This is a genomic window from Alloacidobacterium sp. (assembly GCF_035631355.1).
GTDB lineage: Bacteria > Acidobacteriota > Terriglobia > Terriglobales > Acidobacteriaceae > Alloacidobacterium.
Map to the genome: position 1 here is coordinate 1 of NZ_DASQIX010000018.1, position 15,959 is coordinate 15,959.

13 protein-coding genes, 2 tRNA genes and 1 pseudogene are annotated in these 15,959 nt (G+C 57.6%); 4 read left to right on the plus strand and 12 right to left on the minus strand.

Annotation, left to right across the window (positions count from 1 at the left end):
- The 6 genes and pseudogenes from VEV40_RS04420 to VEV40_RS04440 form a co-directional block, all read right to left on the minus strand.
- The coding region (locus tag VEV40_RS04420; RefSeq protein WP_324830462.1) for a dihydroorotase at positions 1-1,158 on the minus strand (1,158 nt) is incomplete at its 3' end.
- Positions 1,155-2,177 carry an aspartate carbamoyltransferase catalytic subunit gene (locus VEV40_RS04425; protein WP_324830464.1) on the minus strand — a complete coding sequence of 341 codons (1,023 nt, stop codon included), beginning with the start codon at positions 2,175-2,177 and terminating at the stop codon, positions 1,155-1,157. The genes VEV40_RS04420 and VEV40_RS04425, both read right to left, overlap by 4 nt.
- Before the next feature lie 67 nt (positions 2,178-2,244).
- Positions 2,245-2,820, minus strand: a complete 576-nt coding sequence (gene pyrR / locus VEV40_RS04430; protein WP_324830466.1) for a bifunctional pyr operon transcriptional regulator/uracil phosphoribosyltransferase PyrR — start codon at positions 2,818-2,820, stop codon at positions 2,245-2,247.
- 52 nt (positions 2,821-2,872) lie between these two features.
- Positions 2,873-3,457, minus strand: a complete 585-nt coding sequence (locus tag VEV40_RS04435) for a hypothetical protein (protein ID WP_324830468.1) — start codon at positions 3,455-3,457, stop codon at positions 2,873-2,875.
- A gap of 6 nt (positions 3,458-3,463) precedes the next feature.
- Positions 3,464-3,535 (minus strand): annotated as a pseudogene (locus VEV40_RS20665) (zinc-ribbon domain-containing protein); the annotation flags it as partial.
- 45 nt (positions 3,536-3,580) lie between these two features.
- Entirely contained in the window at positions 3,581-4,171 is a 591-nt protein-coding gene (locus VEV40_RS04440) for a hypothetical protein (RefSeq protein WP_324830469.1), read from the minus strand.
- A 396-nt stretch (positions 4,172-4,567) separates the two neighbouring features.
- On the opposite strand from VEV40_RS04440, the gene VEV40_RS04445 reads away from it, so the two are divergent.
- The 3 genes from VEV40_RS04445 (at position 4,568) to VEV40_RS04455 (ending at position 8,251) form a co-directional block, all read left to right on the plus strand.
- Positions 4,568-6,367 carry a DUF6600 domain-containing protein gene (locus VEV40_RS04445; RefSeq protein WP_324830471.1) on the plus strand — a complete coding sequence of 600 codons (1,800 nt, stop codon included), beginning with the start codon at positions 4,568-4,570 and terminating at the stop codon, positions 6,365-6,367.
- A 142-nt stretch (positions 6,368-6,509) separates the two neighbouring features.
- Complete coding sequence (locus VEV40_RS04450; RefSeq protein ID WP_324830473.1) at positions 6,510-7,649, plus strand: NADH:flavin oxidoreductase/NADH oxidase; 1,140 nt, start codon at positions 6,510-6,512, stop codon at positions 7,647-7,649.
- Between the two features lie 89 nt (positions 7,650-7,738).
- Positions 7,739-8,251: a MerR family transcriptional regulator gene (locus VEV40_RS04455; RefSeq protein ID WP_324830474.1), complete on the plus strand. Its 513-nt coding sequence runs from the start codon at positions 7,739-7,741 to the stop codon at positions 8,249-8,251.
- A 3-nt stretch (positions 8,252-8,254) separates the two neighbouring features.
- On the opposite strand, the gene VEV40_RS04460 is transcribed toward VEV40_RS04455, so the two are convergent.
- The 5 genes from VEV40_RS04460 to VEV40_RS04480 form a co-directional block, all read right to left on the minus strand.
- Positions 8,255-8,524, minus strand: a complete 270-nt coding sequence (locus VEV40_RS04460; protein WP_324830475.1) for a hypothetical protein — start codon at positions 8,522-8,524, stop codon at positions 8,255-8,257.
- A gap of 424 nt (positions 8,525-8,948) precedes the next feature.
- Positions 8,949-9,668 (minus strand): CADD family putative folate metabolism protein, encoded by a 720-nt coding sequence (locus VEV40_RS04465; protein WP_324830476.1) that lies wholly within the window; start codon positions 9,666-9,668, stop codon positions 8,949-8,951.
- A gap of 200 nt (positions 9,669-9,868) precedes the next feature.
- Positions 9,869-10,990, minus strand: coding sequence for a hypothetical protein (locus VEV40_RS04470; RefSeq protein ID WP_324830477.1), 1,122 nt, complete (start codon positions 10,988-10,990; stop codon positions 9,869-9,871).
- A gap of 358 nt (positions 10,991-11,348) precedes the next feature.
- A tRNA-Pro gene (locus VEV40_RS04475) sits at positions 11,349-11,425 on the minus strand.
- A 394-nt stretch (positions 11,426-11,819) separates the two neighbouring features.
- A complete protein-coding gene (locus tag VEV40_RS04480; protein ID WP_324830478.1) occupies positions 11,820-14,060 on the minus strand; it encodes a bifunctional (p)ppGpp synthetase/guanosine-3',5'-bis(diphosphate) 3'-pyrophosphohydrolase in 2,241 nt (746 codons plus the stop codon).
- 125 nt (positions 14,061-14,185) lie between these two features.
- On the opposite strand from VEV40_RS04480, the gene VEV40_RS04485 reads away from it, so the two are divergent.
- On the plus strand, positions 14,186-15,472 hold the full coding sequence (locus VEV40_RS04485) for a class I SAM-dependent rRNA methyltransferase (protein ID WP_324830480.1): 1,287 nt from the start codon (positions 14,186-14,188) through the stop codon (positions 15,470-15,472).
- 364 nt (positions 15,473-15,836) lie between these two features.
- On the opposite strand, the gene VEV40_RS04490 is transcribed toward VEV40_RS04485, so the two are convergent.
- A tRNA-Pro gene (locus tag VEV40_RS04490) sits at positions 15,837-15,913 on the minus strand.
- Positions 15,914-15,959: the final 46 nt, after the last annotated feature.

Below are 15,959 nucleotides of genomic sequence, written 5' to 3' on the forward strand. Positions count from 1 at the left end.
ATCAGCGACGGAGCCGGTGGCGAGGCTGCCGCGTCCCTTCAGGTTCAGTACAGTTGCCGGCTGTGTGCTCAATAGAGAGATGACACGGCTCAGGGGCAGCTTGTGTTTGCCGTGCAGAATGGACATGGTCAGACCCAGAGCAGTCTCCAGCCCGGTGATTCCATTCGGAGCGCGCTCAAATTCCTGCTCCTTCTCGTGCGCGGCGTGGGGCGCGTGGTCGGTGGCGATGGCGTCAACCGAACCATCGATGATGCCTGCGAGCATAGCTTCGCGGTCGGCATCCGAACGCAGAGGCGGGTTCATCTTGGCATGAGTGTTGTATTCGGCGATGGCTTCTTCACTAAGCACAAAATGATGCGGAGCAACTTCACAAGTGACGCGCAGTCCGTTGCGGCGGGCGCTCTTGACGGCTTCGAGGGCCTTTGCTGTTGAGAGATGCGCTACATGAAGATGAGGGCGGCTGTCCTTCAGTTCAGCAACAAGGCGGATGTCGCGTTCGACCAGGCTCGATTCGGCCTCGACGGGCATCCCGCGCAGACCGAGACGAAATGCCAGCGTGCCGGCGTTCATTGAGCAGCCACCGGTCATGCGCGTGTCTTCAGCGTGCTGGATCACCGGCAGTCCAATACGGGCTGCAGCGGCCAGCGTTGCGCGCATAATGGCATCGCCAAGGATCGGCTTGCCGTCATCGGTTACGGCGACAGCGCCAGCGGCTTTGAGCGCACCGTATTCAGTCAGCGCTTCGCCCATGCTGCCACGCGTGGCTGCGGCGATGGGGAAAACGCGAATCTGTGCGCCGCGCTCTGGCGATTGCATCCAGCGTGTGGTTTCGGGTGAGTCATTTACTGGAACGGTGTTCGGCATGGCGCAGACGGTTGTGAATCCGCCAGCAGCAGCAGCAGTTGTCCCTGAGGCAATGGTTTCTTTGTAGCCTTGTCCGGGTTCACGCAGGTGGACGTGAATATCGACGAGCCCGGGTGCAACGATGAGGTCTTTTGCATCAAGGATTTCGGCCGACTCCTGCTTTGCTACGGCATTGAGTTTGCCCGGAGCGTCGATGGCGGAGACGCGGCCATCTTTGAGCAGCAGATCGCGATTGGCGTCGAGGCTTGTAGATGGATCGATGACGCGGCCTCCGCGAATGAGAACGGCCGTCATTTGCGTTTTCCTTTCGGCGCTGCCGTGAGCGCGCGCACCAGCAGAGCCATGCGAATGGCCACGCCATGCCGCACCTGCTCGGCGATAGCTGACTGCGGGCCATCGGCCACTTCGCTGGTGACTTCCAGTCCACGAATGATGGGGCCTGGGTGCATGATGAGTGCGTTCGGCGCATGCGCGGAAATGCGTTCAGCGTTGGCCTGGTAACGCAGCTTGTACTCGTCGAGATCGAGATTCAATCCTGCGAGGCGCTCAGCCTGGATGCGCAGCATCATGACGACCTGCGACTGCTTCAGCGCTTTCTCGAAGTCGCGTTCGATGGCAATTCCGGAGCCGGCGGACGCCGCTATTTCTGGCAGCAGTGCCGGGGGGCCGCAGAGCACAACGCGAGCGCCGAGTCGCGGCAACAACAGCATATTCGAGCGTGCCACGCGGCTGTGGAAGATGTCGCCGCAGATGGTGATGGTCACGCCTTTGAGGGTCTTTTCGGAAACAGGCGCGGGTTTCGTTCCGCGCAGATGAGTCAGAATTGTTCGGAGATCGAGTAGCGCCTGCGAAGGGTGTTCATGCATGCCGTCGCCCGCGTTCAGAATTGGCAGCCCAGTCGCGCGCGACAACACATAGGGAGCACCCGATTGAGGATGCCGCAGGATGATGCACTCAGCGCCAAGCGAGCGCAAAGTAATGCCGGTGTCTTTGAGAGACTCGCCCTTTTCGATGCTGGAGGAAAGCGCGCTGACCAGCACCGTGTCCGCGCCAAGCTGCTTTGCTGCGAGTTCAAATGAAGTGCGCGTGCGTGTGCTGGATTCATAGAAGAGCAGTGATACGCGGCGCTTGAAGAGATGATTCATGCGCTTGCGCGGGTCTTCGTTTTCGAGGGCTGAGGCGTTTTTGAGGATAGAGGTGAGATCCTCGAGCGTCAGGTCGGCGACGGAAAGCAGAGAGGCCGGATGATGAGAGAAAATTTGCGGCGGGTTTGTTGAGGGCGTTTTGCGCGGCTTGGCTTGTGATTTCGTCATGCGGATACGTTGGAGTGGATACTGGGCTTCAGGACTGCTGCGCTCTAGTCAGTCTACGCGATTATGCTCAATCTATACGCTCGACGAGCAGCACTTGCTCATCGTTGTCCACCTCGCGCAGCTTCACTTCAATGATTTCGCTGTCGCTGGTTTGAATGGTCCTGCCGATGAAAGTAGCTTCAATGGGCAACTCACGATGCCCGCGGTCGATCAGCGTAAGCAACTGCACGCGGCGTGGGCGGCCGTGATCGAAGAGCGCGTCGAGCGCGGCGCGAACCGTACGCCCGGTGTAGAGCACGTCATCGACAAGGACAACGTCACGCCCGTTAACGTCGAAACCCAGGTCGCCCGGGTTCACAACAGGGCGCACGTCTTTGGTCGAGAGGTCATCGCGGTAAAAGCTGATGTCGAGGACGCCGATATCAACCGGATGCTTCTCGATGTTGCCGATGAGCGCCGCCAGGCGCTGGGCCAGCGGAACACCGCGACGCTGCACTCCGACTAAGCCGAGATTGTCGCTGCCATTGTTTTTTTCGATGATTTCGTGGGCGAGCCGGACAAGCGTCCGCTCGATTTCTGAGGCGGACAGGATGCGGCCCTTCTCGCGAAGCACCGGCTTGGAGATTGCTTGTGTGTCTGACATATAGGCTCTTGGGGATGATACGAGGCGCAGGCGCTGCGCCGCAAGCGGCCAGTTATGAGTGCAGGGAAAGCCGGCTGCGCGCGCCCAGCACGCGTGCGCCCAGCGCTCCGCCGATCGACGAAAAGGCGATCATCATCAGGGCGGCAAATGCCGACATGAAGAGCACGACTGCAGCATGTCCGTCGGGCGACAGCCAGAAATGGATGAACCAGGGAATCTGCTGTGCGGCTTCGGGGTTTTGATGGATCATCTGGTCGGTCATCTGCTGGGTCAGCGAAGCGAGCTTCTGGTCAATGGATGCGCCATGGTGCAGACCGTAGCGCTCGAAGACCATGCTCACGCCGTCAGCAACACTTGAAAGAAAAGCGGCCAGCCCACCCACCAGCATGCCGATGCGCCAGCCTACGCGCGGATTGATGAGCGGCGTCGCTTTGCGCTGGTAAAGCGCAATGGCGCAGAATCCGCCGACAAGCACCCAGATAATACCGAAATCAAGCAACGAGCTCAACAGACCAACCGGTATGGCGACGATAAGAGCAACCTGCACGGCAGCCCGCCAGACAACCAACTGGTTAGAGCCGGAGCCATTGCCATCGGATTCGTAGCGGCCTGTTTCTTCGACGGGTTCGAAACGCAACTGGGGCGCTCCGCAATGCGGGCAGAAAAGATCGGGTGTCGATAACGTTGCGCCGCAGTGATGGCAGGCCAGATCCATACCTTGACCCTATCTCACTAGGCAGTTGAGCGCAATCTGGCAAACTTACTGGCTGTTTGCATCGTTATCGTTGACGCCTTCAGGCAATTCCAGCTCCACCAGCGCGAACCTCGTATTGCCGTTGTTGCCATTCTTGAAGCCCACGAGATGCTGATGATGTTTGGAGCCAGCCCGCAGGCTGAGATCGTCGCCCTCATCGACGTGAACATTTTTATCGTGGTCTCCGCAGGTAAGGCCGTCGCGGGTGGTGGTCGGCGTGCCAACGGGCGCGTTGTGGTTGCACTGGATCACGTCGCCGTAGCGGCCCAACGCCTTGCGGTAATACGTAAGAACCTGGTCCTGTGAATCGGATGTCTGATAGTTGACCACCTTCACCCGCAATTGCCATTTGCCGAATCCCAGATGGATGTCCGCCGCCTTGTCATTGTCATGGTCAGGCACAACCTGCGCTCCCGGATACACGGGGAGGCCGACGTCCGCAGCCGTCAGGTCATTGGTTTTTACATGCAATCCGCCCATGGGCGTATCGATTTTTACGTTTTTGTCCTCGCCGTCCTTGGATTTGTCGACTTGAATACGACAGCCCGATGCAACCAGCAGAGCAAGCGCCATCAAAGGCAAAATGCAGCGTTTCATCCTTCTTTCTCCCTTTGAAAAGACATACGCTTCGGCAACGCCGTCCGTTCCCGCCATCGTACTGCCCGTTATGCACAAATTTGTTTGCGAAACTTCTTGACATATCTTCATTGTGGATACAACATGTAGGACGGCTGCTTAATTTGCTTCTATTTGTAGGGCAATTGACGCATTCTTTCTAAGAAAAGCCCATTAGGGAGAGGTTTTTCGCGGAGGCAAAAGAACTGCGTTTCATTCGTTGGCAGTCGCAATGGGTTGTGATTGAGAGGCTTCCCACCTGAAGCCTCTTTTTTGTTTGGAATTTCAGCTTCCATCTTCCTGCAGCGCATCTGTCCTGAAAAGTTGGTGTTACATGGACTGGGGAACCACAGGACGATGGCATTTCCCGGAGGAAAGATGACGACTTCAATCAAAAGATCCTTTCTGGTCGTGCTTGCTTGCGTTATTGCGGTTGTCTGCGGAGCGCTGCCGCTGCACGCCGATGCGGGCGACCCGCCGGCAGTGGCAGGAAGGCTGCACGCCACGCAAGGCAATGTTTCGGTGCAGCCTGCCGATGTGGACCAATGGAGCCAGGTACCGGACAACTATCCGGTAGCGAGCGGCGACCGCATCTACGCCGACCAGAATTCGCGCGCCGAGGTGCAGCTCGGATCGATGGCCATTCGCATGTGGCAGAATACCGACCTGACATTTACGAACCTGGCCGATCAACTGACGCAACTGGGTCTCGCGCAGGGTACCATTCGTGTCCGCACCTTTTCACTGAATCCCGGCCAACAGGTTGAGGTCGATACGCCGAATGGCTCGCTTACGGTGGTGCAGCCGGGCGATTTCCGCGTGGATTCCTACACCGGCAACGGCGGAACCGTTGTGACCGTAAGCAGCGGACAGGTGCAGGTCACGGGGCCGGGGCTGTCGGAGTATGTCAACGCAGGCCAGGCAGTTCAGCTTGAAGGGACGAACCCGATTCAGCTTGCGTCGGTCCAGCCACCTGCTCCCGATGCCTTTGACAGCTGGTGCGTCGAACGCGACCGCCACATCCTGAATGCCCAGGCAGGACAATATGTGGGGCGCAACGTGGTCGGCTACGACGACCTGGATGGATACGGTGCGTGGTCGAATGAAGCGGATTATGGCCCGGTATGGTACCCGCGGGGTGTTGCTGTTGATTGGGTGCCTTATCGCTCCGGCCATTGGGTCTGGGTATATCCGTGGGGATGGACGTGGGTGGAAGATGAGCCGTGGGGTTATGCGCCCTTCCACTATGGCCGCTGGGCATTTATCGGCTCGCGCTGGGGCTGGGTGCCGGGGCCGGTCGTTGCTTATCCAGTGTGGTCACCTGCATTTGTCGCTTTCGCAGGAGGTGATGGCTTTGTCGCAGGCGGAGTTGCAGCATGGTTCCCATTGGGGCCGGGTGAGCCGTTCTACCCCTGGTATCACTGCAGCACGACATACATTCGCAATATCAACGTGACAAATATCAACATCACGCGCATTCGCAATGTGACGGTGGTGAACAACTACAACACCTTTATCAATCATGTGAACAATCTGCATGATGTGCACATCGACTATGCAAACCGCGGACGCGCATTTACCGCGGTGAACAGCACCACTTTTTCTTCGGCGAGACCCGTCCGCGAGAACATGGTGCACGTTGACCAGGCACAGATCGAGCGCGCGCAGGTTATTCCGCATCCGTCCATCCAACCGACGATTTCCGCGAAGGTCCCACATCCCGTAAATACCGTCCGGGTATCTACAGTACGTCCAGTGCTGCTGGTGCATGGTGGCGAGGCTCAGTCTAGGCCTGGCGCGCCACTGCAGAATGTGCCCCGTGCTACCCAGCCGGTTGAGGTAGCGCATCCACAACCAGAGCGGCCTGTTCCCCCCAACAACCCGCCGGTGCGTACTAACAATCCGCCTATGCAGACAGACAAAGGAAGGACCGACCAGTACAACCGTCAACCCGAGCAGCCGAGGCAACTGATCACGCGCAGCCAGCCGCCCACTCCGCAACCAACCTTCCAGGAGAAACAGCGAGCAATGGAAACGCACCCCGGCCGTCCGCTCGAACCGCAGCAGGTCGAGAACATGCGGCAGGGGCGCCCTGCTGGTCCGCAACAGGACAAGGAGTGGCCAGCCCACGTCGAGCAGCAGCCACATCAGCAATCCGCGCGACCGCCACACCACTAGGAAATATTTTGCTCAATGTCGAAGGCCGCAGCATTTAGCTGCGGCCTTTTCTTTGCAGCCAAACTGGCAACATTAGTTCGTGGCATCTTATCGAGGCTGCGCGCAGAAAACGTGAGATGCTTGCACACAGAGGGGAGCTGCCATGCCGGACCACATCGCCAGTCTGTTTGCTCCATTGGAGCTGGGAAACATAACGCTGCCGAATCGAGTAGCGGTGTCGCCCATGTGCCAGTATTCCTCCGAAGACGGCTTTGCCACCGACTGGCATCTCGTCCACCTGGGCAGCCGCGCTGCCGGCGGAGCGGCGCTGGTGATGACAGAAGCGACCGCGGTCACCGCGGAAGGCCGCATCAGTCCGCGCGATCTCGGTCTGTGGAAGGACGAGCACATTGTCCCGCTGAAACGCGTCGTCGACTTTCTGCACGGTCTGGGGGCGTTCGCCGGAATACAGCTTGCCCATGCCGGGCGTAAGGCGAGCATGTCTCCTCCCTGGATGGGCGAACGCATTATGACAGTGGAAGAAGGCGGCTGGGACGAAGTCATGGCGCCAAGCCCGATTCCCTTTGCCCCACATTACAAGCAGCCGCGGGAGCTGGATGAAGCGGGAATCGGAAAAATTATCCAGGCCTTCGCGATGGCAGCGCGCCGCGCTTTGCTTGCCGGCTTTGACGTGATTGAGATCCACGCAGCACACGGCTATTTGTTGCACGAGTTCCTGAGCCCGCTGAGCAATCAGCGCAGTGACATGTATGGCGGACCGATTGAGAATCGCATGCGTCTGCTGGTACGCGTAGTGGACGCCGTGCGCGACTGGTGGCCCGAAGAGAAGCCTCTGTTCGTTCGCATTTCCGCAACGGACTGGGCAGAAGGCGGCTGGAATGTTCAAGGTTCGATTGCTCTCGCAGCGCAGCTGCGGCTGAGAAAAGTGGATCTTATCGACGTGTCCTCAGGCGGACTGATTCCCGGCGTGAAGATTCCCGTCGGCCCGGGTTACCAGACACATTTTTCCGAGCAGATACGCAGACACACCGGGGCCAGGACCGGCACAGTGGGGATGATTACCGAACCGGCACAGGCCGATCATATCCTGCGTACGGGACAGGCCGACCTCGTTCTGATGGCGCGCGAATTCCTGCGTGATCCTTATTGGGCTTTGCATGCCGCCGATGAATTGGGGCAGACGATTGCCTGGCCGGTGCAATATCTGCGCGCAGCCAGCGCCGGTGTTCCCTCGCGCGAACCGATTTCGGCCGACGACGCTGAGTCGCTGCGGCTGGCCTAGAGCTCTAGCCCAAACTTTCAGTTGCAGAAGCACGCGCGCCGTGGCCTATACTTCTGGGAGTGGCAGTAGTTGGGCCAGCCGGTCTTTTCATGCAGAAGCAGAAACATGCCTCACAACGACCGCTGCAGCGTGGAACGGCAAGCACCGCCATTCCGGACAAGCTGTACTTTCGCATCGGCGAAGTCGCCCGGCTGTGCAAGGTGCAGTCCTATGTCCTTCGCTTCTGGGAAACCGAGTTTCCCCAACTGAAGCCAAACAAGAGCGGAACCGGTCAGCGCCTGTATCGCAAGCGTGACGTGGAAATGGCGCTGCACATCAAGCATCTGCTGCACGAAGAAGGCTATACAATCGCAGGCGCACGCCAGCTGATGCAAGTCGAAGGGCGCGAAATGCGAAAGGCGCATGGTTCTCAGCCTGAACTGCCATTGAGAGCGGAGATGGCTGGACTGAAGAAGGGTGGAACTGAAGCACGACTTCAGCGATTGCGCAAAGAACTAAAAGAGTTGCTCGGCATGCTTTCTGTGTCACCTGCTCCGGTTCCCCGCGAACACAAGACGAAGAAAACTGCTTCTCTTGAGCGGCCAAATCTTTTCGGCGAATGAGGGTCAGCGGCGGGAGTGCGCCGCCAGGTCGGACTCAATCGTGCCATGTGTCATAAAGCGCTCCATCGCTGCCATGGCACAGTTCTGTCCGCAAAGGTGATACATATCATGGTTACGGCTTTCGTTGAGGTTCCATGGCAGAAGCGTAAAGCGCTGGGAAGGCTGCCCTTCATCAAAGCAAGGCACGTCGCCCAGCATCACCATCCACCAGTGGTTGGCTTCGCCCTTCTTCTTCCCGCAAATATCGCACGTAAACGAAACGTCCCAGACCATAGCGTCACCCTCCGCCGGAGCGGTTGTAGAGATACAGTACCCCAGAATGGCCTATGTTTCGTGTGAAAAATTACGCCAGGAATTTTTCTGATTATTGGCAAAAGTCAGTCTCAGGATGGCATCTAAAGAAACAACAGTATCTAAGGTTCATTATGTCTCTTGTTGGTAGCACTGATTTGCTCTGCCCAGATTGCTATTCTGACGAATTCAGACTCTCCAGACTTCGGCTGCGGGATCTTCCGCTTCTGGCGGTCCTCAGATATCCGATCCGGTGCCGGAAATGCATGACGCGTATTCACACATCACTGCCGCAAGCCCTCGGTGTCAGGCGTAAGCGCCGTGCGGCCGCACAGGCTCAGACATTGCCGCAGAAATAAAGAGATGTGCGTCCCAGTGCGCCTCAGGTTGTCAAACAAGAGAGCGCTTAAGCGCAGGCAGTCGCAAGGTTCTTGCGCATCTGACGGCCCCGCTCCACCCCATCCAGTGCTGACCACAATGCGGCCGCGGCCTGTTCGGCTGCATCAAGTCCTTCTTTGACAGCTTCCGGAGTCTTAGGGAGTTCGTCGGCAATTAAAGCGCGCCAGACAGCAGCATGATGTATGTCGGCAGTCTGATGGAGCGCGAAGTAACGAATCGTGGCGGAGTCTGCGCTGTAGTGCTCCTTTAAGCCGGCCGCTTTTTCCCTGGCAATTGCGGGCACGCGCGATTCGTAAGCATAGAAGGCGGCCAATGCCGCAGTGGGGCTGCCCTCGGTGGCGATGCGCTCGAATGAGGCAATCATCTGCTGCATTTCCGGTTGCAGCGCGCGGTTTTTCACCTCGGATTCACTTGCGCCCATGCCTTTGGCGAAGTCCATCCAGAGGTCACTGTGTGCACGGCCATCGGGCGAGCCGACGCCTTCTTCGTCAGCAAGATTGGCGGCGATCATGCGCCGTGTGGCGCCATCTTGAAGGCGCGAATGAAGCGCGCTCAGATAAGCCGGAAACGCGGACACGTGATGCCAGTACTCGGCGGCATATTCGCGAAGGTCTTCGGGGATCAGTTCGCCCGCCGTCCATGCGGTATAGAAAGGATGTTTCAGAAGGTTGTAGCGCTCGATGCGCTCCTCGGCCTGAACAAAGAACTGGCTTGCAATGTTTTCCAAGTTGGTCTCCTTAAGACAGTGTAAGGCAGACCAGTAGCAGGAGAAATTTGAGAATGAAGAATGGTCGGCCTTAGCAGACGATTTTAGAACTTTTGTGCTGTCCGCTTTCAACTGATGTACAGTGACAGCCCTAATCAAGCCAAAAGAGGGCTTGAATAGGCCGCGCCGCCCGTTGAACTCAGCCCGTTGCTTGAGGTCAATTAATTTCCAGTCGATTCTTTGATGTCATAGATATACGCAACGTTCGATGTTGTACTGAATAGCAGGAAGCGCGGTTGGGTTTTACTAGAAGCAATCCGCACTCCTCCTTGAAATGACCCGTCATAGTTGTGTTGAGCAGTTTCTGCCGCAATCTTGCTATTCTCTAGTCTCCAAACTGAAACGGAACTGCCCAAAGGAACCGTTGCTTCTTTAAAATGAAGTCGTTTGCTCGCTCCTGTATAACCTACAACATATTCACGACCAACAACTCCTACACCGTAGTGCACACCTGTCCGGGGGGCACAATATGGATGAGACATCGTTTGATTCATGAGATTGATCTGTGTAAGACACACCTGCTTGTCATCGGCCAGTAAGCCACTGGCTGCCAACAACTCTGCACCTACAACGGCAATTTCAGAGACCTGGCCGGTTTTAGCAACCTGATTGCAATTCAATCCGTCGTTATAATGGCACCCGTATAGGTCGGTCGTATATCCAGAATGATTCAGATGGCTTTCCGATATCCCAATTCGATGAGCCCGTTGATCAAGGGCCAATCGAACATCATCTGCATATCCTGACGACAATTCAATCTGATCAACTTGTTTCCCATCAGAGATGTTATAGACATAAAGGTGCTGAACATTCGAATCCGACTGTGACACTACAAAAAGGCGATGAAGGCTATCATCAACGACGAAATCATAAATGTGGCCCTTAATAGGCACCAATGCAATGGTCAGCAAGGTGACTGGATCTAGCACAGCCAATGCGGTGTCGCTGGAGCAAATGAAAACGCGATGCAAGTCTGTGTCTACTTGCACACGTCCACATCGATCACCGGTCAAAGATGATGGCCCGTTATCCTCAAGAGTGCGCGTCTTCAGGGCGGAATTACTGCTTACATCCCAAGAAAGAATCTGGCGCTCAGAGCTAACCCTGGGGCCGTCAGCATGAAGGATGGATTGCTGGATAAAGAGCAGGTCGTGATCGAAGGCCGCACCGACTACATTTCCCTCGGGCAGAGAGAGTTGAGAACTCGGCAATTGAATTACCTGAGCATCCATACGGCAGGCGAGCAAAACATACAGGAGCGCTGGGAAAAGCTTTGTTCTCATATCAACACCCTTTGTCAAGTCCTGCACTATGGTGAAAGAACAGCTTTCCTATCAAGTAATCCCAGAACGTGTGTCCAACAAGTCCAAACAGGCCCGTTGAAGGGTTGAAAGTGTCGAAATGTACCTGAGCGTTGACGATTCCTGTTGGGGATACCTGGAAAGTGGCTGGGCTCAGTTGTCCGCTTGTCGCATTTACGTGGGCGGGTGGCCCATATCTCAAAGTTCGCCTCCAGCGAATGCGGGTGCCCCACGTCTCGCAGAGACGTGGGATTCGGCAGTTGTACGTTGTCGACGTACAGCCGCTCCTAAGAGATAGTGTAAGCGGATTGAGTAGCAGGAGAAATTTGCGAATGAAGAATGGTCGGGACGGGCAGATTTGAACTGCCGACCCCTCGCACCCCAAGCGAGTGCTCTACCAGGCTGAGCCACGTCCCGACACGGAGGTCTTTCTCAGTGTACACGAGCGTAGAGGTCTTCGGCAGGCGCTCGTCTGGCCTTGCGAGGGTTCCTGCGATAGCCTTCATAGGCTTGTTTTGAAGCTGTTGAAAAGCAGATCCTCGTCGACAAGCTCAGGGCAGGCTTTTCGACTTCGTTGCACTCAGGATCAGGATGACAGCGCTTTTTCATAATGGCCTAATGTCTAACAGTTTGCGGAAAAACGCGTGACAGCGGGAGAAGTCGTACCTCAGCGGCTAAAGCCGACCGATTTCATGTATTAACGGCACGACTGAAGTCGTGCCCCTTCAAGACGCGACTTTTTCTGGAAGCTCTGAAGTCCTGGTGCTTCTACGCCAAAAAGCGCAGTATTTATTTCGACAATTTTGGGGCGCTAGAGCTTTTGTGAGCGCTGCACGTCGCGCACGCCGGGGACGCGGCGCAGGCCCTGCACTAAACGGTTGAGATGGCGCACGTCTTCCGCGTCCACGATGAATTCGACGGTGGCGTCTTCGTTGGGGCCGCGCTTTGAGTCGACGGAGCGGATGTTGGTGTTGTCGTCGCTGATGACGGCGGTCATTTCCTTCAACATGCCGGCGCGGTCGTCGCAGTAGACGGTCAGCTTGACGGGATAGGTCTGGCGGCGTCCCAGGGCCTCGTCGGCGGGGCGCGCCCATTCGACGGAAATGCGGCGGTCGGATTCGTAGAGCAGATTCTGCACATTGGGGCAACTACGCGCATGCACGGCGACACCCTTGCCGCGTGTGACGTAGCCGACAATCTCTTCACCGCGGATGGGATTGCAACATCGTGCGCGGTAGACGAGCAACTCGTTCTGCCCTTCGACCTGGAGCGAGTCCGCGCTGCTCGACATGGAGACGCGCTTGACGGTGTCGGCGACTCCGGCGTCAGTCTCGGCTGCCTGCTGGCTGGTGACTCCGGGAGAGAGGCGATTGAGTGCCTGACGCGCGGAGTATTTGCCGAAGCCGATGGCGGAGAGCAGATCGTTTGGCGTGGCGAGGCTGTACTCGGCGGCGACGCGCTCGTAGTCGGAGTCGTCGAATTTTGAGAGCGAAACTTTGTATTTGCGGGCTTCGCGTTCGAGCAACTTGCGGCCGATTTCGATGGCGCGCTCGCGCTGGTGCTCGTTGAGCCAGTGCTTGATCTTGTTGCGCGCTCGCGCGCTCTTGACGAAGGTAAGCCAGTCGCGGCTGGGCGTGTGGCCGTTCTGCGTGACGACTTCGACGATGTCGCCATTGTGCAGCTTGGAGCGCAGCGGCACCATGCGTCCGTTGACCTTTGCTCCAACACAGGACTGGCCGACTTCAGTGTGGATGGCGTAGGCGAAGTCGAGCGGGCTGGCGTCTTTGGGGAGGACGACAACTTTGCCCTTGGGGGTGAAGGTGTAGACCTCTTCCGGATAAAGATCGATTTTGAGCGTCGAAAGAAATTCGTTCGGGTCGCTCATTTCGCGCTGCCACTCGACCAACTGCCGCACCCAGGCGAGACGCTGCTCATCGCGCGCGCTCACGGGCGATCCGCCGGACTTGTACTTCCAGTGCGCGGCGATGCCTTCCTCCGCGGTGCGGTGCATCTCTTCCGTACGGATCTGCACTTCGAATTGCCGGCCGCCCTCGCCCATTACGGTGGTATGCAGCGATTGGTAGAGGTTTGGCCGGGGTATGGCGATGAAGTCCTTGATGCGGCCCGGCACCGGGCGCCAGATGCTGTGGATGAGGCCGAAGACGGCGTAGCAGTCGGCCACGCTTGCGGTGATAACGCGGAGGGCGAGGAGGTCGTATACCTGATCGACGGTGGTGCGCGCCTTGATGAGTTTCTGGTTCACGCTGTAGAGGCGCTTGATGCGCCACTCAAGGCGCGCCTTGATGTTGTGCTCGTGCAGCTTTTCCTGCAGCAGCGCTTCTACTCCGGCAAGGAACTGTTCGCCCTCGCTGCGGCGTTCTTCGACGGCTTCGCGCACCTGCTGATAAGCGTAGGGATCGACGAAGCGGAAGGCGAGGTCTTCGAGTTCGCCGCGCAATTTGCCCATGCCCAGCCGATGCGCCAACGGTGCGTAGATGTCGAGCGTTTCGCGCGCGATGGCCTGCTGCTTTTCCTGCGGCAAATGTTCGAGCGTGCGCATGTTGTGCAGGCGGTCGGCGAGTTTAATGAGGACTACGCGCACGTCGGTGACCATGGCCAGCAGCATCTTGCGGACGTTCTCGGCCTGACGGTCTTCTTTGTTCGCGAACTGGATTTTGTCGATCTTGGTGACGCCTTCGACAATGTGCGCTACCTGTTCGCCGAAACGGGCGTTGATTTCGGCGATGGTGGCCTTTGTGTCCTCGACAGTGTCATGCAGCAGGCCGCCGGCAATGGCGGTCGAATCGAGCTTCATTTCGGCAAGGACGATGGCAACTTCAAGCGGATGAAGAACAAAGGGCTCGCCGGAAGCGCGCAGTTGGCCGCTGTGCTTTTCGAGGCAGAACTCCCAGGCCTTGCGGATGATGTCGGTGTCGTCGTTGGGGCGGTTGGCGCGGACAGTGGCTATCAGCTTGGCGAAGCGGGAGGCAAACGGGTCGGCGGCCGCAAGGGGTTTCGCGGCTTCGACTGACGCGCTTTGCGCAGTTGCCATACTTGATTATAGTCTCTGCAGGCGAATAGGGCATTAGGGAATCGTGTGGGCGCACGGCAACTGGCGCATTTTTGTGCAGCCTTCATCGACAAAGCACTGCGGTTCTTTCATGCGAAGATGAGCGTATGCCCGGACGCAACACAGAGAAGCATGCAAAGCGCGATCGAAGGCCTCGCGTAGTTGCTCCAACCTCGCTTCAGGCGGAATTTGAAGGCCCTGCAGTTGTCATTTCCCGGCGCGCGGCTGACCGCATTCGTGGCGGGCATGTCTGGGTTTATCAATCAGATGTGGAGCGGATTTTCGGCGAGCCTTCCGGGCTGCTCGCGGTGGTTGATCAGCGCGGCATTCCCCTCGGTACGGCGCTTTACAGCCCGGCTTCACAGATCGCTCTGAGACTGGTATCGACTGAGTTGATTGACCAGATTCAGTGGCTTGATCTTGCGCGGACGCGTCTTCAGTCGGCCATTCGGATGCGGCTTTCTTTGCTCGACGCAGAGACAAACGCCTGCCGGCTTGTTTTCAGCGAGGCTGATGCGCTGCCCGGAATCATTGCCGATAAATATGGCGAGTTGGTGATCCTGCAATTGCTGACAAAGGCTCTCGACAACGACGAGGTTCGCTCTGTTGCCGCGCACATACTCAGAGAGGAGTTGTCTCCGCAAAGCATTATTGAGCGAAGCGATCCGCGCATCCGGGAACTGGAGCAATTAAGTGCTCCATCTATGGCGCCGCTCTATGCTGCCAATAAAGAAGGCCCGCTGCTCAGCACAAGTTTCCGGCTCAATGGATTGACCTTCCATTACGACGCCAACGCTGGGCAGAAAACCGGAGCGTTCCTGGATCAGCGGGAAAACTATGCCGCTGCCGCGCGATATGCGCATGGGGAAGCTCTTGATGTGTGTACTTATCAGGGCGGGTTCGCGCTGCATCTGGCGCGGAATTGTCCGCGCGTGACCGGCGTGGATGTCTCCCGGGCCGCGCTCGAAGTAGCGGAGAAGAATCTTGCCGCGAACGCCGAGCGGCTGCAAGGCTCGAATGTTGACTGGGTGGAGGCCAACGCCTTTGAGCTGCTGCGCGACTGGAGCATGTCAGGCGCAGTCTATGACACGATCGTGCTTGATCCGCCGGCCTTCGCCAAGTCAAAGCGGGCCGTTGAAGGTGCGCTTCGCGGCTACAAGGAACTGAATTTGCGGGCGCTGAAAATGCTGCGTCCGGGCGGAGTGCTGGTCACATGTTCGTGCTCGCACCATGTATCGCTGGCCGATTTCCAGCATGTTGTGGCAGCGGCCGTGGGAGACGCGGGGCGTCGTGCGCACCTCATTGAGAGGCGCGGCGCGGCCGCGGATCATCCGGTTGTGCTGACGATTCCGGAGACGGAGTATCTGAAATGCCTGATCTGCAGACTGGATTAGCGCGCTGCGCTCCACACTCATAACGGGCGTCCGTCCGAAGTCAACTCAGCGCCAGTGCTGAAGAACACGACGTTCGGCAACTGCTCGAATCTTTCACCACGCTCGACCGCTGGGACCGGAAGAAGCATGCAGCTTCACGCCCTTCCAGCCAAAGCGAAATTCCCTGAGAACTCTGCCAACACGCTAGAGCGCTTTGTGCGTGGCTGGCGTATACGTTATCTGTCCGAAAGGCCATCAAGCCAAAACCTGCGAACAGGCTGAACTGCTCAAAAGTACTTTTGAACTGCTCTATCGGTGAAGTAAGTCTTTATCCTGCTTTAGAGAACCCTTCGACCTTATATCCGAAAGGAACAAAAATGAAGAATGGTCGGGGAGAGAGGATTTGAACCTCCGACCCCCTGGTCCCGAACCAGGTGCTCTACCAGGCTGAGCCACTCCCCGATCGTGTGCGGCAGGCTGTTCCCGCGGAAGACGCTCCTGGTCAGGC